General features: G+C 38.2%; 25 protein-coding genes. 22 read left to right on the forward strand and 3 right to left on the reverse strand.

Going from position 1 to position 25,261, the window contains the following annotated elements; translation table 11 throughout:
• Positions 1-7 precede the first annotated feature (7 nt).
• From LDL79_RS04075 to LDL79_RS04085, 3 genes are all read left to right on the forward strand, one after another.
• Positions 8-682, forward strand: coding sequence for a hypothetical protein (locus tag LDL79_RS04075; RefSeq protein WP_225599266.1), 675 nt, complete (start codon positions 8-10; stop codon positions 680-682).
• A 170-nt stretch (positions 683-852) separates the two neighbouring features.
• On the forward strand, positions 853-1,713 hold the full coding sequence (locus tag LDL79_RS04080) for a helix-turn-helix domain-containing protein (RefSeq protein WP_225599268.1): 861 nt from the start codon (positions 853-855) through the stop codon (positions 1,711-1,713).
• Positions 1,714-1,800: 87 nt separating this feature from the next.
• Positions 1,801-2,820 (forward strand): alpha/beta hydrolase family protein, encoded by a 1,020-nt coding sequence (locus LDL79_RS04085; protein WP_225599269.1) that lies wholly within the window; start codon positions 1,801-1,803, stop codon positions 2,818-2,820.
• A gap of 299 nt (positions 2,821-3,119) precedes the next feature.
• Here the strand turns inward: LDL79_RS04085 and LDL79_RS04090 are convergent, their stop codons facing one another.
• Positions 3,120-3,752: a DUF6266 family protein gene (locus LDL79_RS04090; RefSeq protein ID WP_225599270.1), complete on the reverse strand. Its 633-nt coding sequence runs from the start codon at positions 3,750-3,752 to the stop codon at positions 3,120-3,122.
• A gap of 296 nt (positions 3,753-4,048) precedes the next feature.
• On the opposite strand from LDL79_RS04090, the gene LDL79_RS04095 reads away from it, so the two are divergent.
• The 12 genes from LDL79_RS04095 (at position 4,049) to LDL79_RS04150 (ending at position 13,737) form a co-directional block, all read left to right on the forward strand.
• Entirely contained in the window at positions 4,049-4,417 is a 369-nt protein-coding gene (locus LDL79_RS04095; protein ID WP_225599271.1) for a hypothetical protein, read from the forward strand.
• The gene (locus LDL79_RS04100) at positions 4,414-5,205 is read left to right on the forward strand and encodes a tyrosine-type recombinase/integrase (RefSeq protein ID WP_225599272.1); all 792 of its coding nucleotides are present in this window, start codon (positions 4,414-4,416) and stop codon (positions 5,203-5,205) included. The genes LDL79_RS04095 and LDL79_RS04100 overlap by 4 nt, the downstream gene beginning before the upstream one ends.
• A gap of 382 nt (positions 5,206-5,587) precedes the next feature.
• A complete protein-coding gene (locus LDL79_RS04105) occupies positions 5,588-7,090 on the forward strand; it encodes a reverse transcriptase domain-containing protein (protein WP_225599273.1) in 1,503 nt (500 codons plus the stop codon).
• A gap of 143 nt (positions 7,091-7,233) precedes the next feature.
• The gene (locus LDL79_RS04110; protein WP_225599274.1) at positions 7,234-7,803 is read left to right on the forward strand and encodes a tetratricopeptide repeat protein; all 570 of its coding nucleotides are present in this window, start codon (positions 7,234-7,236) and stop codon (positions 7,801-7,803) included.
• Positions 7,804-7,955: 152 nt separating this feature from the next.
• Positions 7,956-8,609: a hypothetical protein gene (locus LDL79_RS04115; RefSeq protein ID WP_225599275.1), complete on the forward strand. Its 654-nt coding sequence runs from the start codon at positions 7,956-7,958 to the stop codon at positions 8,607-8,609.
• 143 nt (positions 8,610-8,752) lie between these two features.
• Positions 8,753-9,232, forward strand: coding sequence for a hypothetical protein (locus LDL79_RS04120; RefSeq protein ID WP_225599276.1), 480 nt, complete (start codon positions 8,753-8,755; stop codon positions 9,230-9,232).
• A gap of 313 nt (positions 9,233-9,545) precedes the next feature.
• A complete protein-coding gene (locus LDL79_RS04125) occupies positions 9,546-9,815 on the forward strand; it encodes a hypothetical protein (protein ID WP_225599278.1) in 270 nt (89 codons plus the stop codon).
• The gene (locus LDL79_RS04130; protein ID WP_225599279.1) at positions 9,812-10,102 is read left to right on the forward strand and encodes a hypothetical protein; all 291 of its coding nucleotides are present in this window, start codon (positions 9,812-9,814) and stop codon (positions 10,100-10,102) included. The genes LDL79_RS04125 and LDL79_RS04130 overlap by 4 nt, the downstream gene beginning before the upstream one ends.
• A gap of 291 nt (positions 10,103-10,393) precedes the next feature.
• Positions 10,394-11,523 (forward strand): IS3-like element ISLbl2 family transposase gene (locus LDL79_RS04135; protein WP_225598077.1). Its coding sequence is split into 2 segments (ribosomal slippage): positions 10,394-10,655 and positions 10,655-11,523, totalling 1,131 coding nucleotides; the frame shifts between segments, so codons are not numbered across the junction.
• A 35-nt stretch (positions 11,524-11,558) separates the two neighbouring features.
• Positions 11,559-12,137, forward strand: coding sequence for a hypothetical protein (locus LDL79_RS04140; RefSeq protein ID WP_225599280.1), 579 nt, complete (start codon positions 11,559-11,561; stop codon positions 12,135-12,137).
• Between the two features lie 138 nt (positions 12,138-12,275).
• The gene (locus tag LDL79_RS04145) at positions 12,276-12,782 is read left to right on the forward strand and encodes a hypothetical protein (RefSeq protein ID WP_225599281.1); all 507 of its coding nucleotides are present in this window, start codon (positions 12,276-12,278) and stop codon (positions 12,780-12,782) included.
• A gap of 157 nt (positions 12,783-12,939) precedes the next feature.
• Positions 12,940-13,737 carry a hypothetical protein gene (locus LDL79_RS04150; RefSeq protein ID WP_225599282.1) on the forward strand — a complete coding sequence of 266 codons (798 nt, stop codon included), beginning with the start codon at positions 12,940-12,942 and terminating at the stop codon, positions 13,735-13,737.
• On the opposite strand, the gene LDL79_RS04155 is transcribed toward LDL79_RS04150, so the two are convergent.
• Positions 13,715-14,844, reverse strand: a protein-coding gene (locus tag LDL79_RS04155; protein ID WP_225598077.1) for an IS3-like element ISLbl2 family transposase whose coding sequence is annotated in 2 segments (ribosomal slippage) — positions 13,715-14,583 and positions 14,583-14,844 — 1,131 coding nt in all. Because the reading frame shifts where the segments join, the coding sequence is not laid out codon by codon here. The genes LDL79_RS04150 and LDL79_RS04155 overlap by 23 nt on opposite strands.
• Before the next feature lie 272 nt (positions 14,845-15,116).
• On the opposite strand from LDL79_RS04155, the gene LDL79_RS04160 reads away from it, so the two are divergent.
• The 7 genes from LDL79_RS04160 (at position 15,117) to uvrA (ending at position 24,649) form a co-directional block, all read left to right on the forward strand.
• The gene (locus tag LDL79_RS04160; RefSeq protein WP_225599283.1) at positions 15,117-15,644 is read left to right on the forward strand and encodes a hypothetical protein; all 528 of its coding nucleotides are present in this window, start codon (positions 15,117-15,119) and stop codon (positions 15,642-15,644) included.
• 165 nt (positions 15,645-15,809) lie between these two features.
• The gene (locus tag LDL79_RS04165) at positions 15,810-16,685 is read left to right on the forward strand and encodes a hypothetical protein (protein WP_225599284.1); all 876 of its coding nucleotides are present in this window, start codon (positions 15,810-15,812) and stop codon (positions 16,683-16,685) included.
• Between the two features lie 133 nt (positions 16,686-16,818).
• Positions 16,819-17,523 carry a hypothetical protein gene (locus LDL79_RS04170; protein WP_225599285.1) on the forward strand — a complete coding sequence of 235 codons (705 nt, stop codon included), beginning with the start codon at positions 16,819-16,821 and terminating at the stop codon, positions 17,521-17,523.
• A 307-nt stretch (positions 17,524-17,830) separates the two neighbouring features.
• Positions 17,831-20,212: an alpha-L-rhamnosidase-related protein gene (locus tag LDL79_RS04175; RefSeq protein ID WP_225599286.1), complete on the forward strand. Its 2,382-nt coding sequence runs from the start codon at positions 17,831-17,833 to the stop codon at positions 20,210-20,212.
• A gap of 24 nt (positions 20,213-20,236) precedes the next feature.
• The gene (locus LDL79_RS04180) at positions 20,237-21,067 is read left to right on the forward strand and encodes an alpha/beta hydrolase (protein WP_225599287.1); all 831 of its coding nucleotides are present in this window, start codon (positions 20,237-20,239) and stop codon (positions 21,065-21,067) included.
• A 14-nt stretch (positions 21,068-21,081) separates the two neighbouring features.
• The gene (locus LDL79_RS04185; protein WP_167597983.1) at positions 21,082-21,822 is read left to right on the forward strand and encodes a DJ-1/PfpI family protein; all 741 of its coding nucleotides are present in this window, start codon (positions 21,082-21,084) and stop codon (positions 21,820-21,822) included.
• 313 nt (positions 21,823-22,135) lie between these two features.
• Positions 22,136-24,649, forward strand: a complete 2,514-nt coding sequence (gene uvrA, locus LDL79_RS04190) for an excinuclease ABC subunit UvrA (RefSeq protein WP_225599288.1) — start codon at positions 22,136-22,138, stop codon at positions 24,647-24,649.
• Positions 24,650-24,661: 12 nt separating this feature from the next.
• On the opposite strand, the gene LDL79_RS04195 is transcribed toward uvrA, so the two are convergent.
• The gene (locus tag LDL79_RS04195; RefSeq protein WP_225599289.1) at positions 24,662-25,225 is read right to left on the reverse strand and encodes a Crp/Fnr family transcriptional regulator; all 564 of its coding nucleotides are present in this window, start codon (positions 25,223-25,225) and stop codon (positions 24,662-24,664) included.
• Positions 25,226-25,261: the final 36 nt, after the last annotated feature.

The raw sequence follows: 25,261 nt of genomic DNA on the forward strand, positions 1-25,261 counted from the left end.
AACAGTTTTGTCGCTCCACACTTTTAACCATCCTTTTTTCGCCAAAACTTCCGCTGAACAAAACCGCGCTACGCTGTATACCATAGGCATTACCGTTATGCTTGGCTTTTTAGCTGTATTGCTATTCTGGTGGTTGCACTTGCTGTTTGTAGGTATTTTGATCTGCTTTATACTCATCACGCTTTTGGCCCCATTTGTAGACATCCCCGGAATGGTCAAAGTCGAAAAGCTTATCTATCATTCTGTTTTCCTGTTGGCCGAAGCGCCTAAATGCGGTGTGCTCAACCTGCACGGCGGCACTTTGTTTGACTATGTCTATGTCTTAGACTTTAAACAGTCTGGCAAAGTGCGTACGGCATTTATTTTGCAACAGTATTTAGAAGGCCTTTTGCATCTTATTGAACACTATGAGGGAGAAGGACAACCGCTTACACTACGCTGGACGAGCTATATTGTAAATCAACGCACCGCGGCCCGTTTAGGCTTTAAACCCCAACCTAAAGACGGATTGCAGCAGTTGATTCTTGCCTTTAACTATGCCAACTTGTTAGTGAGTAACTCGCTGGCAAAGGGCAAACTGAGCTTTCCAAAATTAAGTGCAACCCAAACTTATGAGGCCTCGCTAGATGATCTTATGGCCCGCAAAGCCTACATCAAGCAATTGCTTAAGCGCATACAGTAAACCCAGATCATTGTTGTATGGTAGTAGTTAGCGCGTAAGCATTCCATCAATAATTCAGAAGAATTCCCAACGCTACATTTTTGGTTTAAAAAGCTCTTCTAAAATTAAGTTGTCTATGCTTTTCCTATCTTTAGAGCATACATCAAGCTAATCTAAGAATCACATATCCTTTGAGTCAAAAATTCAACATACCAGATTTTGCGAAGTACTTAAATATCACCGATTCCAAAGATGATGATCTCTTGATGATTCTTTATGATGATAAGAGTAAAATTCCTTTAAAATCAGAACCGGTAGTCATTGATTTCTATCTGTTAGCTTTAAAATTAGATTTTGACAATACCGTTGATTATGGTCAAACCGATTTTGACCACACCGAATCACTTCTTTATTTTGATGCCCCGAACAACCACATTGCCTGGGATCTTGATAAACCTATGACAGGCTATAATCTCCTCATTAGCGCTGATTTTTTTGACACCTATGCGAAGCGGTATAGCTTTATGCATTATAATGATCACGAAGCCTTATTTATAAAGGATGATGAAAAACAAATCTTATTAGATCTTTTTACCAAGGCTTATGCTGAATATCAGTCGACCCAATTTTCGAAGGCTATAGTTACTTCTTATGCAAATCTAATATTGACCTATATAGAAAAATATTATAAGCGCCAGTTTGATACCCGAAGTTTACTTTACAATCAAGTTGTGACTGATTTTCGCAAGAACCTGGAAGACTTTTTTAGCAGCGGTGATACCATTAAGGAGCTTCCATCTGTAGGTTATTTTGCCCAGCGATCTAATCTCTCATCCAACTACTTCGGGGATGTCATAAAACACTTCACCGGAGAATCTGCTCAAAGCCATATTCAACATTACGTGATTAAACTTGCCAAATTAAAATTAAGGGAGACTTCACTCCCAATAAGCCAAATTGCGTATAGTTTAGGATACGATTACCCCACCTATTTCTCGAGATTCTTTAAGAAAGAAGTTGGTGTTACCCCTAGTGTTTATCGCAATCAGTAATTTGTTTCAGTCTTTAAGTAATCTGTTTTAGTAAGGAGCACGGGCCACCTTCTAATTTTGCTATAGTAATAATTAAAATCTACTACTATGGAAAATCAAGTGAATCTTAAAGGAGCCGAAAGAGCAGCTACGCATACGTCAAGAATGTCTAAAGAACGTATTGAGAATGCTGTTAAGCAATTGAATGAAATATCTGAATCAGATTATGAAAAAGTGCTAGGCTTAGCCAATGTTTGTAAACCTTTTAGAAGCGTTTTACACAAAACTCCAGATGATTATGGAATGACTCAGTGGGAAGATGTATTTCTTCACGGTATAGATGGTGTGCCTCTAGACGGCTGGTACATTCCTGCAAAAGGTGGCGAAAGTAACAAACTGGTTATTTTTAATCACGCATTACCTATGTGTCGCTCCGGCTTTCAAGGCCATTTTGGATTGCCTTTTAGCGGGTATGACAATGTTGAAATTGATTTTGTAATTCAAATGAAACATTTAACTGATGCGGGTTACAATGTATTAGCTTATGACATAAGAAACCACGGAAGAAGTGGCGCTTCTAATAATGGGGTAAGCGGTATAGGACAATTAGAATGGCGCGATTGTGCCGGGGTTAAAACCTATGTGGACAATCATCCAAGATTAAGCAAAATGAAAGTAGCGCTTTATAGCCAATGTATGGGTGGTAACTCACAATATGAAGCTATTAGCCGCAGACCAGAATTATTTGAAAATGTGACTTGTATGGTAAGCCCAATGGTTGTTTCTATGCGGGCTATTTATGAAGCGTTTTCAGAATTACAAGGCGTTAGTCAATATCTAGACCTAGTTGATTTTGAACTCATGAAAATGGGCGGATGGCTAATGGACGAAATGACTCCACATACAGCTGCACCCAATGTTAAAATGCCTGTGTTTATGATTCAGGTGAAAGATGATGCCTGGACTAAAAACCCTGAAGATGGTCAAAAGACTTTTGACCTTTTAGGAAGTAAGGAAAAAGAAATCCATTGGATTGAAAATACACCCTTACGCTTTAAAGATGGTTATAACTATTTTGGAAGACACCCGGAAAAAGTACTTGCTTTCTTAGACAAATACATGAGTTAACTGTAAATACATAAAAACACGCATTACAGTGCAACTATCAACCAGCGGTTTGAGTACTCACTCAAACCGCTTTTATATTTTTTAGCAAGCTATGTGGAATAAGAACAACTACATACACTACGCTAAACAAGCTATATCGTGAATCAACGCACCGCGGCACGTTTAGGCTATAACCCCCGACCCAGAACCTAGGTAAAGCGCAGACGTATGAAGCCTCGTTAGAGGATCTTGCTGCTCGTAAAGTGTATATCTAGCAATTACTTAAGCGCATACAAGTTAAGTCGTAGTTTCTTAAATCCTTAGAGCAAACCCAAATAAGTGCTATAGGCATAGCTATCCCCGCTAAAAGTACTGAAGGTTGCCCAGAGGTGCACCGGTGCATCTGCGAGCGCTTCCGGAAGCTCTAATTGTACCTGTGCGGCAGCGCGTGTGGCACAAGCTTCAAAAAACACATACTCGCTGGTTTGCGGCGCATAGCCCACAACGTTAAGCAGGTCGTCAGACTGAGCGAAGGCTTGGGTACTATCGGGCTGCCATTCTAGAAATAATTCGGTTTCTACCCGTCGCTGTTGTATAGGATGGTAGGCTCTTCGCTTCCCGGTACTGATCAGGAATTTAGGATAGTCGATCACCGGCTTGCCCTGCTCTTGTTTCACCGCATTTTTAAGGGTATAACTGCGCACGGCATCCCGAGCGGTTTGCTTTTCAAGCCAATCTGTAAAACTCACTTTTAAAAAGGGATACATGGGTTTTATAAACGCACCCACCACCGCAAACCGGTCACAGCTTTGTTGCTTTTTGGGTGTTGGTTTGATCGTATTACGCATGGGCCTGCTGCGCACGATAGCTTCCCCATTCTTACCTTTTACAAACACTACCGAACCCACAAGCCCTGTCAACATTCCTTTATTAGTATCTACCATCAATCCCATAACATAATTAATTTATTGATTTTCAGCACTCTAAAATAAAAATAGTGGCACTAATAACCTAGTTTTCAATTGATTTTGTTCGCTCCTTAAGCATAGAATGACCGTTAATTAAGCATTGTTTGCCCATAAACACTGGGGTTTAACGCTAAAACAACGGTTAAACTATGGTTAAACACTGGTTGAAGATGCACGTTGATGTTGCTGTTTTAGAATCACGCCACCTAACTAGAAACAACTATCTCACGCAAAATCAATAATTTAAGATTATGCGTTAAAGAAAAATGTATTTTAGTAGTATGAAACCTATCATAAAGCTTTTGAATCTGCGCCATCGCAATGTGAACCACATAGGTTTACAGTTTGCCTATCATGATGGGCTCAAAGCAGTCATCAAATATGAACTCCAAGCACAATGGAGTCAAACCCATCGCGTATGGTATGTTTTAGATACCCCAGAAAATCTGAAGCGCATCTATTCTGTTTTAGCAGCGTTATGTACAATAGATACTTCCAGTTATGAGGCGCGGCAATCTTCTAATAAAGAAACACAACCGCTTACAGCAACGCAACGTTCGGTTTTAAATGGGTACTACCAGTATTTGAGAGGAAAACGCTACAGCGAAAGCACGATTAAAACTATCTCTTTTTCGTTTCAGAATTTGTGAAATTTCAGCATAAGATCGCCATTGAAGACTATACCAACCGCCATGTTGAACTTTTTATCGAGCAGGTGTTTATTCAGCGTAAGTATAGCGTTAGCAGTCAGCGCCAATTTATAAGTGCACTCAAACTTTTTACTACCTATTTTCCGCATACGCAAATTGCAGCATTGCGCCTAACGCGACCCAAAAAGTCTAAAAAATTACCGGAGGTCATCTCGCAGGAGCAATTTCTTTCACTGGTTCAGGCAGCAAAGAATCTCAAGCACCGTACGATTATTTGCATGCTTTATGGTAGTGGTTTGCGCATAAGCGAACTTTTAAACTTAGAGCTGAAAGATCTGGACCCAGACCGAAATCAACTCTTTATACGAAATGCCAAAGGCAGAAAAGACCGCTATGCACAACTGTCGGCTTATTTGAAGCCACTTTTGTTTAATTATCTAAACACCTACAAGCCGCAGCGGTATTTTATAGAGGGGCCTAACGGAAAAGCGTATAGTGCGAGCAGTGTGCGAAAATTTCTAGTGGTATATGCTCAAAAAGCAGGGATTGCGCAACGCATTACGCCACACATACTGCGGCACAGCTATGCCACGCATTTACTTGAACAAGGCGTAGGCATACGGCATATACAAGAGCTTTTAGGCCATCCAAAACCTGAAACCACGATGATCTACACCCATGTAACGCAAAAAGATCTAAGCGCTATTAAAAGTCCATTGGACTCGGTAATCGCCAAATTTAAACTGGATAAACAGGAACAAAAGTTCCTGTTATCCCGAAAATTATAAAGGGATAATAGGTATATTTATCCTGATATAACGAGTTGGCAATAATGTAAAACAAAGAAAATTATGAGTTTTGGACGAGTAACTTAAATGTATGTTTTGAGCAAACTGCTTTCTCAATTAGGAGAAAAGGCCCTAGAATTCCAAAGATGCAAGTGATTAGATTAATTTCTATTCCTGCACCTAGAGAAGACACTAATCTGATAAAGATTGCTGTCAGTATTCTAGTTAATGTTGTCATATTGACCAAGGATTTATATCTATAAGTTAAATATACAATTATTATTACACGCCTAGCGTGAGGGAAGATAACCGAAAAGGTTATTGGTTTGAGATTATACATTTTACTAGGTGTTTCCCGCTCGTCCTTAACTCATACTTATTTATGAAAAAATGGTTTAAAATAAAACGATATCCGCATATTGGCTCTCAAATATCACGTGAGGATTATTCGAGAATAAAAAAGTATGTTTCAAATTCTGAAAATGTAGAGAAACATTCATTCAAACCTTTCATTAAAAGAGTTCAAACTAAAAGGAAATTTCGCAAACAATATGAAGATGGTATTCTAATCTCAAAAAAGAGAAAAAAAGATTTAAAACCAAGAGAAATCTGTTTTGCTAGTCATTTGGATTCACAAATTTATTCTTACTACTCTGAGTTACTTTCAAAAAAATATAATAAGCTAATTACTAAGCATAACATTGCTAAGGTTGTTACGGCTTATAGAAAAATAAAAAAAGACAAATCAAAATCGGGAAAATGTAATATTGACTTTGCAAATGAGGTTTTTAGCTTGATAAAAAAAAGGTCAGAAACAAAAAAGAATCAAGTCGTAATTGCGTTCGATATCAAAGGTTTTTTCGACAATTTAAACCATAAAAAATTAAAAGATTCTTGGGCATATGTAATTAATGAACCACTTCCGAAAGACCATTATCAAGTATTTAAGAACATTACAAAATTTTCATTTATCAAAGAAGATGAACTATTTAATCTTTTCAAGGACAGAATAGTGGTTGAAAGATATGTCGACAGTTACAAAAAAGATAAGATATTAAAAAAGAAGAAAGTAGATAAAATCAAGTATTTGAAAGAAAAGAGAGTCGTTTCATATACAGTTGACTCAAAGGATTTAAAATTAATTAGAAAAAAAGGCTTAATAAATGCTAATAAACTCGATAAAAAAGGTAATAAACGCACAGTAGGAATTCCGCAAGGTTCACCAATTAGCTCAGTTCTTGCAAATATCTATATGTTCGAGTTTGACAAAAAAATGAACGAATTATTATCTAAATCAGGTGGAATATATAGACGCTATTCTGATGATATGATTGTGGTTTGTGATTTAAAACAAATCCAACGTGTCGTTTATGAATTTGAATCAAATATTAAAAAACTATGTGATTTAGAAATCCAACCTCATAAAACACAAATTTTTCATTTTGTAAAACAAAAAAACAGACTTTCTTGCTATCAAGAATTTAAAACACACTGCACAATAAATAGAAACCTTGAGTACTTGGGATTTCAGTTTGACGGAGAAAATGTTTTACTAAAAAATAGTAGTATTTCTTCATATTATAGAAAGATGAAAAAGTCTATAAATAGAAGTAAATATTATGCAAAACATACAAGAAACAAAGCAAATAAGGGCAAATTATTCAAATCAAGGTTGTTTGAAAAATTTACAGTTATTGGTTCCCATAGAAAAAGAAAACGCATTAGAGATAAGAAAGACAAATCAAAATTTAAAGTTTTGAAATTCTACAATTATGGAAACTATTTAACCTATGTAAATAAATCAATAAATAACATAGAAAATAATTCAATAAAAAAACAACTTAAAAATCATTGGAAAATTTTTAATACTAGGTTGAAAAAATAAACACTATTGCCAACAATGTATATAAAAAATAGCGGTTTAAGTGCTTAAACAAAATAAAATTAATAAATCAGAGGTCATTGTAAAACCGAAAAGTCAGTGCTAAAAATCCGCTACTTTCCATATACTAGACCGTTGCACTGCATTTGAAAACATTGAGTTTAAGAGCGAAAATATTTGAGAAATACGATGAATTCAGTTTACTTGAAAACAAAACTGAAAAGGACATTTTACGCACTGAAATCAAAACAATGCTAGCTGAATATTCTGAAATGGATTCTAATTGTTATCATTTGCTCGGACTTGTAGATTATGAATCTGATGACTGGAAAGAAAATATTGAAACCTCAATTGGAAATTTTCAAAAAGCAATTGAATTAGATAAAGATAATTTTTTAGCACAATTATATTTAGCTCATTGTTATCACGACTTGAATCAATTGAAATTGGCTTTAGAAAATTATAACAAAGTTGACCGTGAAAAGTTAAAGAAATTTCAAGTTTGGAGATATACAAAACTGATTGAACAAATTGGATATTGCCAATATAAACTTGAGAATAAATATATAGGAGAGCAACACTTTGAGGAAGTTTTGGAATGGTATAAAAAACTACCAGAAATTGACCGAGTTGTACCATCTGAATTGATTGAGTGTTTGCCGAAAAATCACCGGATAATAACTGAAATGAAAAAAATAGAAACCTATTTAGAATAAAAAAGCGTTGTACAACAATGGCTATAAGTAATTGCTTGTTCTCGCCTACTTCTGAAAATCCTCGCGGATTTTCAGTTTGGTGTGTACTTGCAAAGTTCAGTGCTAAACCACGCAACTACTCATAGCCGAGACCGTTGCCACCAATTAGAGAAATGACCACGAAAGAAATTTACGAAAAAGCGAATAACGTTGTTGGAATTCAAGGAATGACCGGAAATGAACGTCTTTGGGAAAGTGGTTTAATGGATGAATTTGACAAAGCCAAAAAAACGGACAAATACAAAGCTCGAATAATACTTCAAGCATTAAAATTTGACGAACTTTCAATAGGCAGAATAGCTGGATTCTCAACGGATTCTCTGAAATATCCAAATGCTTGGGATTTTCCGAATGAAAACCCAAACGGACAAGAAGATGAAAATAACGCTACGTTGGAATATTCCAATCTTAACGAAGTCGGAATGGGAGCGCCATTGAGTGGAAAATGTAAAGTCAGAATTCAAGACAATAAAAAACTTCTGATTTCCGAAAATTGTGGTGGACCAGCAATTTGGACACGAAACGGACAAAAAGTTGCAATACCGATTTGGGATAGGTCATTTTTTGGCGGAACGTTTCAGAGAATCGGAATTGTGGACTTGAAAAACCAAACTCTGACTAAATACAAAAAGAAATTTCGAGTTTTGGATTTAAGGTCATTTAGTGGAAACAATATTGTTGGATTTGACAGTCCAATTCACCGAATGAAAAAACTTGAATTTGATTATATTAACGAACCGATTGCAAAAATCATCGGAATAAAATAACTGGTGGGAACATTGGCTATAAACAATTGCTTGGTCGGTCAGTACTCGGAAAATCCTGCGGATTTTCCTCTGGTTTGTTAATGTTTGCTAAATTAGTGACCAAACCACGCAACTGTTCATAGCCGAGACCGTTGTAAACAATTATGAACGAGAACGAAGACTACTTCAGAACTTCTAAAAATGGAACTATCCACACACTGAGTGACAGAATTCCATTTAACTGGAAAGAACTGTTACTCTGGACTTCTACTTCGTTCATATTTCTGATTTGGTTTCTCGGAATTGGAATTGGAATTTTTGTTGCTTTTTTGACTTTAATCGGATACACAATTTATCGATTTGCCTCTTGGATTTACTACTCGGAATTAAAAATAGACGAGAAAAGCGGAAAAATAATCCGACTGAAAAAATTTCTTGACCGAACTCAAAAAACGGAATTGATAAGCGAAAACTTTAATCCAAACCGATTTGAATACTCGGAATTGACTCGAAGTGGAAAAACTAAATTCTTAATGAATTATCGGACTCATAAAAGTAATGAACTTTTGATTTTAAAGAATAAAGAGGACAAAGAGTTGATTGAAAAATATATCGTGGAACAAATAAAATTTAATCGACAATAATGATTTTTACCAAAGAATCAAAGGACAACGAATTATATGTGTATATGAATGGAAAGCTGATTTATAAAAAATGGCTGAAAACTGGACAATCAAAAGTTTTTGACTTAATGGCTTATGACAAATACACAGCATATTCAATTACTGAAAATAACTGTTGACAACAATGGCTATAAGTAATTGCTTGTTCTCGCCTACTTCTGAAAATCCTCGCGGATTTTCAGTTTGGTGTGTACTTGCAAAGTTAACTGCTAAACCACGCAACTACTCATAGCCGAGACCGTTACCTTGCATTTAAGAAAAACCGCAATCGACAATGAAATTAATAGTTAACAATGAACTATTAGATATTTTCAAAGACCTTCTAAATCGGAATTTAACATTAACTGAATGGAGTGAAATTGAAAGCTGTGATGAATTTCAAACTGACAACTTTTGTGGCGGATTTGATGCGACTGAAATGGAATTTTGTTTCAGCTATTATGACAAGAACAAAACGGAATATTGGTTTCAGAAATCACTCAATGACTTAAAAGATATTGCAAACGGAAAAATGACTGAATTCCAAATAAGACTCGCTGAATGAAAATCATTGGAATAATCATTTTGACAATACTTATTGGTGGTTTTATATTTTTTCGCTCTTGGGATTATTTGATAAAGTATAGAAACAAACAAGCTGGAAAAAAATATTGCGAAGAAAACGGACTGACATTTTTAAGCGCAAAAAGTTATGAATTACATACACGATTATATTTTGAGAAAGACGGAATTGAAAGTTGGACGAATTATAAAACTGACAGAAATTATAACATAACTTGGAAAAAAGAAACACCTGAAGAAAAGGTTGAAAACAAAAGAACTAATAAATAAAAACGCATTACAACATCGGCTATAGTTCATTGCTGTGGTAATCTTCACCCTTTATTTGGGCAACTTTACTATCTTTAAGTCTGACGGAAAAGTCCTGCGGACGTTTTCCGCAACGAAACCATAGCCAAGACCGTTACCTGCAAGCTTAACAAAATTGTGCTAAAAACAATAAATGAATAAACGAATTACACCATTTTCTATTTTGGCAATTGCAATTGGAATTTATTGCATTGTAAGCTTCCCTTAAAACTGAACTGTTTAGAAGTGTAATAATTCTTAATTTTAAACAGTATGAGACGAAGCAAATTCACACCAACACAGATTGCAAAAATTTTAAAGGAGTTCGACAACGGTAAGAGTGTTGAGGAAATCAGCCGCGAATACGGTGTCAGCACCTCTACCTTTTACAAATGGCGTTCTAAATACGCTGGTATGAGCAGCAAAGAACTTAAGCGTATTAAGGAACTTGAAGCTGAAAACGCCCGTCTAAAACAGATGTATGCCTCTTTAGCACTGGACCATCAAATGGCTAAAGAGATTATTGAAAAAAAGCTCTAAAGCCCTGCCGTAAACGTACCATAGCTAAAGAACTTATCCGCTACGGCATCAGTAGGGCGTGCCGTGTGCTTAATATGAGTAAAAGTGTTTACTATTATAAGCCATTACCCAAGGATGATACTCCTATAGAGAAGGCTCTTAGAGACAAAGCAGAAGAACATTCCGAAGAGGGTTTTTGGAAAGCCTACTGGCGAATTCGTAACGAAGGAAAGCCTTGGAATCATAAGCGGGTACACCGGGTGTATGTATCTTTAGGGCTTCCTTTAAGAAGAAAAGTAAAGAAGCGCCTGCCCGCGCGTATACAGGAGCCTTTGGAGATTCCTGAAGAATTGAATGATACTTGGAGTATTGATTTCGTAAGCGATGTTCTAGAAAACAAGAGACGCTTTAGATCTTTTAATGTTATTGATGATTTTAACCGAGAGGCACTACACATCGAAGTAGACTTTTCTTTGACTAGTAATCGGGTAGTCTGGGTACTCAATCACCTAATCAACCGACGAGGTAAGCCAAACCGGATCAGGATGGACAACGGTCCTGAATTCATAGCAAACCTTACTGCTGAATGGAGTAAAATGCATGAGATTGAATTTAAATACATACAACCAGGCAAACCTACTCAAAATGCTTTTGTAGAACGTTTTAACGGCTCCTATCGTAGAGGTGTCCTCGACAAGTACATCTTTGAAAATATTGATCAGGTAAGGGAGCAAACTCAAATATGGATGGAAGATTACAATAAATATCGTCCCCATGACTCACTGGGCAAAATAGCACCAGTGCAATACGCAAAACTCCATTCTCTTGGGGCTAGCCCCAAGAGAATGAAAAACAATAATTTTAAACCAGTTTTGGAAAATTAAGCAGTTCTAGTCTGGGGAAGCTTACAATTTATGTGATGTTTGCCGATGAAACCGGTTGGGGATTTATTTTTTCTTTGATTGTCATTCCTATAGCTTTGGTTATTTGGTTTGTAGATGTCGGACTAAAAAGGTGGCTCAAAACTCGAAAGAAAATATTTGGAATTGAGATTCTGCTTATTGTCATCGGAATCGGAATTTATCAATATGGCGAAAGAATAAAAACACTCGAGATTGAATCGGACTTTGATAAACAATATGTTTCAATAATTTACGGAGTAGAAAATGGAAAAGATTTAGAAATTTCTAAACTAGATTGGAATAAAACAATCAAAATTCCTAATAATGGGATTTTATATACATCGTCAGAGTTTGATGAAAATTTACCAAGAACTAAAATGAAATTCGACTCTGGAATTTATTTAGGCTCAGAAAACACTGACCGAAAATTTACTGACTTAACGGAATCGGAAATTGAACTAAATGGAGTTAAATACAAATATCGGGCTTGGAAATTAGTAAATGGATTTTGTTGTATGACTTCAACTGAAGACATAGAAAAAGTAGAGTCGGAATTAAAATCTGAATGGCAGAAAGTGAAAAAAGCCAGCAGGTAACAATGTATAACCGCAATTACGGCGGATTCGACTACGTCCGAATCCAATCGGAATTGCTAACGTCAGTGCTAAACCGAAAATTAACGCATATAAACCCGTAACTGACGGTTATACGAGACCGTTGGCAACAAGCTAAAAATGAAATACGTAATCATATTTATTTTAATTTTTTCTTTTTCAGTCCAAGAGGAAACACCAAAATTAATTCCTTCTGACCTGAAAAAAATTGGAATATCTGACTTTTACGAACCAGATGAGATTTTAAGAATTTGGAGATTTCCAGAAGGAGGGGCAATATTCGAGGAATTAATAGAAATAAAAAGGAATGGAAAAAAATGGAATTCTATTCGATATACATATTTACTTGACGAATACAGCGACGATCCTGAACTTCAGAAATTTAGAACAAAACAAAATCTAAATTTGAGTAGACAACAAATTCTAAAGTTTACAAATGATAAGTTATTGCTAAAAACTGTAAAATCAACTGAGGAAGATCAAATTTGTCTTTGCGACAGTTATTTAGGAGAGTACCGCAATAATAATCGGGCTAATTATTTTAAATTCTTTTTAGATGAAGTTGGTAATTCTAATTCAGCTAAAATTGATTTAATAACATTCTTAGATGAAATAATTGAAGAATAAAGCCAGTTGCCAACACCGGCTATGGTTCATTGCTGCGGTATTCCTCACAATTCATTTGGGCAACTTTACTATCTTTAGGTCTGGCGGAAAAGTCCTGCGGACGTTTTCCGCAACGAAACCATAGCCAAGACCGTTACCTGCAAGCTGAAAAAACCGAATGAAGAAAACAATCCTACTTATTTTATTGACAATCTCAATTACTTCTTGTAAAAGTCAAGAGGAAATTGATTTTAAAGTTGGTTACTTACCAAACTACAATTACACGTTGACCCAAAAACAGATTTCGGAAAACAATGTAAAATATATTGCATCAGACGAAATACTTCAAAATTTTAAAAAAAACGGAGTTGAAAACCCAACAATAACAAGAGATACGAGCCTTTTAAAAAGTGTTTCTAAAACTGGAAAACTAAAAGGGAACGAATTTCCGATTGACATAGAATTATTAGAATCAAATAATCCGACCTTAACAAGTGGAACCAAATTTTTCGGAAAATCAATTGACGGAAAGACTAAAATTGACTCTATATATTCTTCTACAATGAAAGAAGAAAAAAAGAGAACATTACTTCCTTCAATGGAATCGATGATGAATCAAATCAAATATCCTAACAGAAAAATTAAAGTTGGAGAAAGTTTTGAGCAGAAAAACCCAATGTCAATGCCAATTGCAGATGTAACAATTGAAATGGAAATCAACTCAATTTATACATTGAAAAAAGTAGAAAACGGAATTGGATATTTTGACCTTGACCAAGTGTATATTATAAAATCGGCAAATAAAGATTACGAAATGGAATTGGACGGAATTGGAAAAGGACAAATATACTATGATATCGAAAAACAATTCTTCACCAAATTCTATCTGGAAATGGAAATGAATTTAAAAACGGAATTAGAAGTATTTGTAAGCTTCCCCAGACTAGAACTGCTTAATTTTCCAAAACTGGTTTAAAATTATTGTTTTTCATTCTCTTGGGGCTAGCCCCAAGAGAATGGAGTTTTGCGTATTGCACTGGTGCTATTTTGCCCAGTGAGTCATGGGGACGATATTTATTGTAATCTTCCATCCATATTTGAGTTTGCTCCCTTACCTGATCAATATTTTCAAAGATGTACTTGTCGAGGACACCTCTACGATAGGAGCCGTTAAAACGTTCTACAAAAGCATTTTGAGTAGGTTTGCCTGGTTGTATGTATTTAAATTCAATCTCATGCATTTTACTCCATTCAGCAGTAAGGTTTGCTATGAATTCAGGACCGTTGTCCATCCTGATCCGGTTTGGCTTACCTCGTCGGTTGATTAGGTGATTGAGTACCCAGACTACCCGATTACTAGTCAAAGAAAAGTCTACTTCGATGTGTAGTGCCTCTCGGTTAAAATCATCAATAACATTAAAAGATCTAAAGCGTCTCTTGTTTTCTAGAACATCGCTTACGAAATCAATACTCCAAGTATCATTCAATTCTTCAGGAATCTCCAAAGGCTCCTGTATACGCGCGGGCAGGCGCTTCTTTACTTTTCTTCTTAAAGGAAGCCCTAAAGATACATACACCCGGTGTACCCGCTTATGATTCCAAGGCTTTCCTTCGTTACGAATTCGCCAGTAGGCTTTCCAAAAACCCTCTTCGGAATGTTCTTCTGCTTTGTCTCTAAGAGCCTTCTCTATAGGAGTATCATCCTTGGGTAATGGCTTATAATAGTAAACACTTTTACTCATATTAAGCACACGGCACGCCCTACTGATGCCGTAGCGGATAAGTTCTTTAGCTATGGTACGTTTACGGCAGGGCTTTAGAGCTTTTTTTCAATAATCTCTTTAGCCATTTGATGGTCCAGTGCTAAAGAGGCATACATCTGTTTTAGACGGGCGTTTTCAGCTTCAAGTTCCTTAATACGCTTAAGTTCTTTGCTGCTCATACCAGCGTATTTAGAACGCCATTTGTAAAAGGTAGAGGTGCTGACACCGTATTCGCGGCTGATTTCCTCAACACTCTTACCGTTGTCGAACTCCTTTAAAATTTTTGCAATCTGTGTTGGTGTGAATTTGCTTCGTCTCATACTGTTTAAAATTAAGAATTATTACACTTCTAAACAGTTCAGTTTTAAGGGAAGCTTACATATTTAGCATAGAATTACAAACGAAAAGTATAACAGACCAAACAACTGAAATCATAAAAGCCAGCAGGTAACAATGTATAACCGCAATTACGGCGGATTCGACTGCGTCCGAATCCACTCGGAATTGCTAAAGTCAGTGCTTAACCGAAAAATATTAACTTTAATCCCGTAACTGACGGTTATACGAGACCGTTAGCAAACATATAAAGGAAATGCAGAAATTTCATTTAATTCTGATTCTGATTTTGACTATCAGTTGTACTCAAACTAACAACCGAATTACAGAATTCGAAAAAGTATTAGGCGAAAGACAAACAAATGCTCTGAATTTACTCGTATCTGACTTTGAAAAAAATTTAACGAAAATATATCCGAATTTGACAACCGAAAAAGGATATCAACAATATCTGACTGACTTAATCTCTGACTCAACAACGGATTCGGAAAAATTTAAATTTCAGTCGGACAAGACAAATACGGAATTTCATAAAAGTGGATTATGGAATGAGATTTACACTAGAGATTCAGTAAGTGAATTGCAAATAAATGGAACGGGGAAATATATGCAAGCACTTTATACTGTAAAAGATTCTGATTCTTTAATTAAAAAATACTGGGAGAAAAGAGAGGCTGCGGGAATGATACGAAACGAATTGTTTATAAACGGAATTTTAAGTTTAAGCCCAGATTTTAATGACTATTTTCATAAAAGAATTGTAGTATTGGAATTTAGCTTCTGACAAAAAATACGTTTGCTAACACCGGCTATAATTCATTGCTGCGGTAATCCTCACCCTTTATTTGGGCAACTTTACTATCTTTAAGTATGGTAAAATCCCGATCACTATCGGGACTCGCAGATGTTTTCCACAAAGAAACTATACACAAACCCGTTAACCTTTCTTATGAAAATACTATTAGTCTTAATGTTACTGACTTTAATGGGTTGCCAAAGTAAAAATTACGATTTAGCGTATGTAACTGACCGAGACAACACATTGGATATTTGTATTACAAATTCTGAAAACAAAGAAATAATTAATTTAACCAATTCTGATATCACTGAATACAACCTAACTTGGTCCAAAGATGGTAAGGAAATCTTTTATACAAGCTATGAAAAAACTAGACGAAAGGTCAAGAGTGTAAATATTTCCGATAAGTCTATTAAAGTTATCATTAATGATTCAACAATCCAATCTGTTAACGATGTTTCAAAGGACAATGAACGAATGATAATTTCATCGAGTGAACATCACAAAAAAGGTGAACTCTATCTATATGATATTGAAACTAATTCCAAAATACGCATAACAAACAACGAATTTTATGAAGCTGGTGCTAAATTTTCGCCTGATGAAAAAACGGTCGTAGTTAGTATTCAGACTAAAGTAAGTGATTCAATAAATCATTCTGGTACTGCGGAAATTTTTGAAATAAAATTATCCGATCTGTCACTTAATAGATTAACTAATTTAGACGGATTTAATGCACTACCTGAATATTCACCTAATGGAGAATTAATCACCTTCCATCATTGTGACAATGGTAAATGCGATATCATGATGATGGAATTCGACGGTTTGAATCTGGTGAACTTAACGAATGGAAAAGATGATAACCGATGGCCTCGATGGTCACCGGATGGGAAATGGATCTCTTTTACCAAAACGATCGATAATAATTCCGATATCTATTTTATTTCTAAAGATGGCAAAAGAGTAAAACCTATTATCACTACCGAATTTAGAGATGAAATAGCAATATTTAAACCGAATTAGAATAACAAAGGCTAATTACGTGTATAGCTCATTGCAGTGAAATTTACCATCTTTAATCCGTTGCGGAACAATACAGAAAATCATCAGGAATGAAACCATAGCCAAGACCGTTGTGTGCAATTTGACCAAACCAATGAAACATATTTTTCTAATCATAATTCTTTCCTCTTTTTGGGCTTGCAATTCCAAAAAGGACAATGCGGTTTCTAAAATCAAAAACCCAAACCCAGAGAAAGTAATTCAGAAAAAATTAAGCGGAAAAGAAGTCGTTGCGGAATTGGAAAAATTAGGTTATTTCAATCTGACCAACGAATCTGAATCGGATACCGTTAAAAACGACTTTCAAAAGGCTTATACGGACTTGAATTTCTTTCAAGGACCAATGCGTGGTGAAACTCTGAATTTTATGGACAATCGCTATCATTGGGTAGACTGCGAGGAACTATTCGAGATTGGCGGATTGACTGAATATTTGAACCAAGTCAAACCGACTTTTGACAAACTTGGACTTGAATTAAAATTTGCAAACGAAAAAAGCGAACAAGACCAAAATAGTTGGAAACACACAATTGAATTGAACGGAATCGAATACACCGCATTTGATGGACAATTTTCCGACTTGGATTGGGGAATTGCCTATGTGAATTTTATAGAAATGTTGAACGCTGAATTGAGAAGACAAAATTCGGACGAGCAGTTTTATCCCATAAATTGCGGAAATGATGGAATGTTCGTCTTACTAACACCAAAACAGTTGGACTTTGTAAATCGGAATTATCCAATAGACAATGAACATCCGACAACAATGAGTAATTGGAAAAGTAGAAATGGAATATAAAAAACTGCACACAACAATGGTAACCGTTGCACAAGAATGTAAAACGCAATATTATAAATATAAATAAGCCTCCCGAAGCATCGGGACTAAGCTGTTTTTCTTTTTGGATCAACTTGGTTTTAGATCAAATTCAGAACTCTTAAAACCGATGTATCGCTGTTTGTTAGTCTGTTTTTCAGCAAAAAAAAGGAAGCGAAAATTCCTGCTCCGCTTTTACAGATACAATTTTTCCGTCCCCCACACCACTACAGTCACTTGTATAAGAATCCCTATATTTAGCAATTACAATTTTTAGATACTTAGCCCTATGCGTATTATTCTGATTGCTGTGTTGATGCTGGTTTTAGGTTGTACCAAAACCGCAACACCTCCCTCCTCTTTTAAAACTCTTGCTGCAAAGAGCCCTTCTATTGCCGGAAAGACAGCTTACCTTGCTTCGCCTTTTGTGACTGCCGGAAATCGTGTATATATGGTAGGATATCAAGATGGCTCTTTTCCTGATCTGGGATGGCATATTAAAGGCGAAATGGGCGGCATTTGGGATCACCCCACCAAACTTATGGATGGCTTTGATCTTGCAGTACTACACGAAAACGATACCTTAACACTCAATAATGCCGATCGCTTTGTAAACTATCCGTTTACCAATATGCACGAGTTCGCTTGGGCTGAAAAAAACCTCAACATACAACGCTGGCAATTTGTACCCGATGATACCGAAGGGATCATCATTCAATTGGCTATTAAAAATACCGGTGACGCCAAAGAGATTCAACTTGATTTCACCGGAATAAGTGACCTGCGCCCTACTTGGCTGGGAGATCGTACGGGAATGATAGACAGTAAAGACCAAGCTGTTTTTGATGAGAAAAATAAGCTATGGAAGGTAAAAGATCAAAATAACCCGTGGCACGTACTTTTTGGATCTTCGGTAAAACCTACAGCAACGGCACAGACCTCAACTCAGGATGCTACAACACAAAGCAGCTTGAGTCACACGCTACAGCTTCCTGCTGCTTCTACTACAGTTTTCACCTATTACATCGCAGGCTCGTACCAATCGGAAGCTGCGGCACTAGCAACCTATAAAAAAATGCTAGGGCAATCAAACGACTTATTTCAAGCTAAAAAAGAGCGCTACGAGCGATTGGCTTCACAATCAAAACTCAGTATTCCTGATGAATCAATTGCACAAGCTTTTGAATGGTTAAAATACAATAGCGATTGGCTGGTGCGCCGCGTGCCGGAGGTTGGGACCGGTATTTCGGCGGGGATTCCTGATTATCCATGGTGGTTTGGGGTAGACAGCGAGTATGCCTTAAAAGGACTTATGGCCATTGGTCAGACCGAAACTGTATATTCAAGCATTCGTCTGCTCGATAGCCTTTCTGAAGCTACTAATGGCAACGGCCGCATGGTACACGAAGTCTCTACTAACGGTGCTGTATTCAATCCCGGAAACATTAACGAAACTCCACAGTTTGCGTCGCTTATTTGGGAAGTATATCGCTGGAATGGCGATCAAAAGTTTTTAGAAACCTATTACCCTTCCATCAAAAAAGGTATGCACTGGCTACTGACCGAAAAAGATACTGATCAAAATTTGTTTCCCGACGGCTACGGAATGATGGAAATTCACGGCCTCGACAGCGAAATGATAGATGTAGCAAGCTATACGCAACGGGCACTGGTAGATGCTGCTAAGATCGCTGAAGTTTTAAAGGATACCGCAACTGCGGAAAATTACAAGGCGAAGGCAGCCGTGCTAAAAGAACAGATAAACACACAATTCTGGTCTGAAACATTCAACTCGTATGCAGATTTTATAGGCACCGATGCACAAGCGTTACACCTTATTGAAGATGCGATCGTACGTGCAGACACGCTTAAGAAACCCTGGGCAGTTAAAGAATTGAAAGAGACGCGCGACTACATCAAGAATAATCCTTCAGCAGCACGACCTTTTGTCTTGTATCATAATTGGGTGGTAAATACACCTATGGAAATGGGAATCGCTCCACCCGAAAAAGCAAAAAAAGCATTAAAAACCGCGGAGCAATTTGTAAATCCGTTTGGAGTTTTTGTTACGGGTATTGACCGTGACGATTCTGCAGGAAGCGACGATGGCTCCTTTAAAGGCAGTTCGAGTTTTAGTTACACAGGAGCCGTGATGACATTGCCCACAAGTGTACAGGCAATTGCCGAAAACAACTACGGGAATCCCGATGCTGCGCTAGATTACATCAAGCGTATGACCCGCTCATTTAGCTTTGCATTTCCCGGCAGTATGTACGAAGTCTCGCCAGATTATGGGATGATCAGCCAGGCCTGGAATATTTATGGCTTTGCGATTCCTATCGTGCAGCAGTTTTTTGGTATCGCTCCTGATGCTGCAAACCACACCGTAACGGTAAAACCTCAAATGCCCAAAGATTGGGATGATGTCGCTCTGGAAGACGTGAAAATTGGAGAGAATACTGTTTCAGTCTTCTATACTAAAACTGACGACCGCATAAAACTGCGCGTCACACAAACCCAACCAGATTGGACGCTAAAGCTTATTTTGCCCAAAGAACTAGACGGAAAATCATTCCACAATAGTTCATCTTCGAGTCAAACGACAACCGACGAAAATAATTTTATACTTTCCGGTAAAGGAGAACTTGAATTAATTTTAGAGGAAGAATAGATGATTTATTTAAAACAGTGCACAATGAAAGCTAGCCTAGTACTCCTACTCTTCTGTAGCTTTAGCCTTCTTGGTCAAAAGCTTCCTAAAAAACTGAGTGAAACCGATTTTACTATCGGAAAATCTATAAGTATTCAGTCTGAAATTTTAAAGGAAGAACGGGTGCTCAACGTGTATCTTCCGCAGCATTATTCGGCTGATAGCTTAAAAACCTATCCGGTCATTTATTTACTCGACGGTTCTAAAGACGAAGACTTTATACATATAGCCGGGATCGTTCAGTTTGGTTCGTTCTCTTGGATCAATATGCTTCCGGAAACGATTGTCGTAGGCATCGCCAATGTAGACCGAAAACGAGATTTCACCTACCCTTCTCAAAATAGCTTAGATCAAGAGGAATTCCCCACTTCGGGCAAATCGGCACATTTTATTCAATTTTTAGAGGAAGAATTACAGCCCTTTATAGCGGCCAATTTTAAAACTTCAGAAAAAAAAACGCTTATTGGTCAATCCTTAGGCGGACTTCTAGCCACAGAGATCCTCTTTAAGAAACCGGAGCTTTTTGATAATTATGTTATTGTGAGTCCGAGTTTGTGGTGGGATGATGAGAAGCTTTTGAATGCGCCAACGCCTTCCTTTACTTCTTCAAAATCCATTTATATCGCCGGTGGTAAAGAAGGCGAAGTCATGGAACGTACGGCAAAAGCACTATACACCAAACTGAAGCAACAACAAGATGAAAAGACGCGTATCTTCTATGAATTCCTTGAAGATAAAGATCACGGTGACGCTTTGCACATTGCGGTATATCACGCGTTTGAAAAGATCTTTGGTTCGCAGAAAAACACCCAATAAAACAATTCCATTTTATGCTCAAAATCCTATCCATTCTCAGTATTGCCCTTCTCCTAACAAGTTGCAACACTCAAAGTAAAAAGGCAGAAGTCGCTACAGAAGAAAATACAACAAGCACAGACACGCTAACCAAACATCTCAAGCCTTTCAATCCTGAATTACCAACTATTGGCTTGCTGATGTATAATGGCGTTTTACAAAGCGAGGTGGTCGCAACTTCAGATGTGTTTGCAAAGCCTACAGAAGCAGGTGAGCAACTTTTCAACGTGATTACCATTGCTGAAACTACCAACCCAATCACTACCGAAGAAGGCCTGCATCTCGTTCCTGATTATACTATTGAAAATTGCCCTAAACTAACCGCGCTATTTGTACCCAGCGCGTATGATATGTATGCGCAGGTGCATAATGAAGCACTTGTGAATTTCATTAAGCAGAAAAATGAAGAAACCCAATACACCGTGAGTAATTGTGCGGGGGCTCAACTTATAGGTGCTTCGGGTATTGCAAAAGGACATAAGATCGTTACCTGGATTGGCGGCGGAACACAACTACAAAAAGACTATCCTGAGCTGCTCGTGCAAAACGACAGCTTAGTCACTTTTGTAGAAGACGGTAAGTTTTTATCCTCTAACGGAAACTTGGCAAGTTATATTTCGGCCTTAGAACTGTTAGAAAAAATGACCGATGCACATCATCGGGAATTTGTAGAAAGCTACCTGTACTTAGACCGACTTCAAAATTGGGGTAAATAATTGATCAAACTTCGCTCGCAACGTTAGCATTCTCGTAAACTCCCTCAGAGTAAGCCTGTAAGGCCTTGATTGAAAACGACTTTTGAATTTCGTGGTATCCCGAAAGCTTTCGGGACGAGTATCAAACCCTTTGGCGGCGCCAATAAACTTCCAAATCCGGCAGGTCAGCTAAACAGTTCTTGTTATATTCGGCGCTATACGTAAACTATCTCCTAGATCGAGAGTAGGCGTTAGAAAAATATCAATTGCGAGGCATCCCGATAGGTATCGGGACGGGATTTAAACTCGTTGAGGATGCCCATAAAACAAGCTAATGGCTAAAGAAGGATATGTGGTCGTGCAAGGCGCCCGCCAGAATAATCTCAAGAATGTTTCTGTTGAAATTCCGCGGGATGCCCTCGTGGTGTTTACCGGTATTTCGGGCTCTGGAAAATCATCCTTAGCCTTTGGCACCCTATACGCTGAAGCACAACGCCGGTATTTAGAATCGGTTTCGCCCTACGCGCGCAGGTTATTCAACCAAATGCCTATTCCTGAAGTAGATGCTATTGATGGCCTACCGCCTGCCGTGGCGTTACAGCAGCAGCGCAGTTCGGGTTCTACCCGATCTACAGTGGGTTCGGTGACCACGCTTTCTAACTTGCTGCGTATGTTATATTCCCGCGCGGGAAACTATCCTGAAGGTCAAGAACTTTTATATGCCGACGCCTTCTCTACTAATACGCCCGAAGGAGCCTGCCCGGAATGTCATGGTCTGGGAAAAGTGTATTCCGTAACCGAAAAAAGCTTGGTTCCTGACGACAGCTTAACCATTAGAGATCGGGCGATTGCCGCCTGGCCTAAAGCCTGGCAAGGCAAAAACCTGAGAGACATTCTGGTGACTTTGGGGTATGATGTAGATATCCCGTGGAAAGAACTTCCGCAGGAAGAAAAAGACTGGATTCTATTTACTGAAGAAACTCCTACCGTACCGGTCTTCCGTGATCGCAGTCCGCAGGAAGTGCAGCAAGCGCTAAAGAACAACGAGCAACCCAGCTACAAAGGCACTTACACCAGCGCAAAAAATTACATTTTACACACCTATGCCAATTCGCCCAGCGCATCGATGAAAAAGCGCGTGTCTGAGTATGTGGTGGGCAGCACTTGCCCGACGTGTAACGGTAAGCGTCTGCGCCCGGAGTCACTTTCGGTAACTTTTGCAGGTTATGATATAGCCGAGATCGCTCAGCTTCCGCTGAATAAGTTGCTTGAGATTTTCAAACCGTACAGCGAAGGTTCGGCTTCTGCATTAAAAAAACTGGCAAAAACCAACCAAGAAAAAGTATTGGTCACTCAACGCATCGCCGAAGATTTTGTCAGCCGTATTGAAGTGCTGCTCGATCTTGGATTAGGTTATTTAGCACTCGACCGAAATACGCCAACACTCTCTCCCGGAGAACATCAACGCCTGCGACTTGCCACGCAAGTGCGAAGTAATTTATTTGGTGTCGTGTATGTTTTAGATGAGCCATCCGCAGGTTTGCATCCGGCAGATACGGCCGCTTTATTACGCACGTTGACGATGTTGAAGGATGGCGGGAATTCAATTTTTGTGGTAGAACACGAACTCGATGTGGTCCGCCAAGCCGACTGGATCGTTGATGTAGGTCCAGATGCAGGAGAAGGTGGCGGCAGGATTTTATACAGCGGTCCACCGGAAGGTTTAAAAGACTGTGCCACTTCAAAAACCAGAGCACATCTGTTTAACGAGAATCCTTTTCAAAAGCCTTCACGCAAGCAACCTCAACATTGGCTGAAACTTGAAGGTATCACACGCAACAACCTTAACCAGCTCGATGCAGCTTTTCCTATTGGGGCGCTGACCTCAGTTACCGGAGTTTCCGGTTCCGGTAAAAGTAGCTTGGTTAGTCAGGCGCTAGTGGAATTAATGAAGATACACTTAGGAAACCCCACTTTTGAAGAAAACGAAGAGTCGGATGAACTTTTGCAACAGGAATCTGAACAACCTCTTTCAGGAAGCATTACCGCAGGAAGCGAGCATCTCAAACGTATGGTGCTCGTAAATCAAAAACCCATAGGTAGAACGCCGCGTTCTAATCTTGCTACGTACACTGGACTTTTTGATACCGTACGCAAACTTTTTGCTAAGACCGATCTGGCAAAATCGAGAAAATACAAAGCCGGACGCTTTTCGTTTAATGTAGGCAAAGGCCGTTGCCCCAATTGTGAAGGAGAAGGTGCAGTAATGGTAGAGTTGTTGTTTTTACCTAGCGTCTATGCACCTTGTCCTGTATGTGATGGCACCCGCTACAATGCCGAAACTTTAGAAGTTACCTATAACGATAAAAACATTGCCGAAGTACTAGATATGACCGTAACCGAGGCAACCGATTTCTTTAAGGCCGAAACTCGGGTGCATAAACCGCTTCAATTGCTAGAGGATGTAGGTTTAGGCTATTTACGTTTGGGACAACCCGCCACCGAACTTTCGGGTGGAGAAGCACAGCGCATCAAATTGGCCAAAGAACTACAACGGCAAAATAACGGTAAAACGCTGTACGTACTTGACGAACCTACAACCGGCCTGCACCCTACCGATGTTGAAAAATTACAATTGCAACTCAATCATTTGGTGGAAGCAGGAAATACTGTAGTTCTTGTTGAGCACGATATGCACGTGATCGCAGCAAGTGATTGGGTGATCGATATGGGACCCGGCGCAGGGGACGAAGGAGGTACTATTGTTGTTGCCGGCACTCCCGAAGAAGTTGCTGTAAGCAGTACAAGTAAGACAGCACCGTATCTACAAGAGGTTTTGAATTCCTGATTATGAAGTATTTTAGGAATCTCCGCGTTGCTTCAATAAGCGATTTAAACTACGCACCGAAATTCCCAGGTAAGCAGATAGGTCTGCTTTTGATATCTCGATATTTTCAGTCTCTTGAAGTTTTAGAATGCGTTGCAGTCCGTTTTCAGTGGTATATAATTTCTGAAAAGAAGCCTTTTTACTGGTGTTGGTAATGCGTTCTGCATAGGCATTTATGATGAGGCGATTCAGCTTAAGATCAGTATTCAACAAGTTGAGAAAACACGCTTTAGTGAGTTTATAAGCTTCCACTTTATTCAATGCCTGTACCGAACATAACCGTGGTTCGTCACGAATCAATTCTAATTCTCCTAAAATTTCCCCTGTGCTCAAAAAAGCCAGAATATATTCTTTCCCGTTTTCTTCCTCTAGACCTATTTTACACAGACCACTTTTCAGAACAAAAACATGTTGTGCAGCAGCTCCTTGATGCATCAGCATCTCTTTCGCATTAAATTCTATTAGCGATACTCCCGCTGTGTCCTGCGCATAGAGCTCTTCAACAAAATCCAGAAAATTAGAAGCTTCTTGAAACATAGTTTAGGTGGGACATATGTCCTTGTTTAGGGTTTG

It is taken from the genome of Leeuwenhoekiella palythoae, assembly GCF_020310025.1.
Taxonomy (GTDB): Bacteria; Bacteroidota; Bacteroidia; order Flavobacteriales; family Flavobacteriaceae; genus Leeuwenhoekiella; species Leeuwenhoekiella palythoae.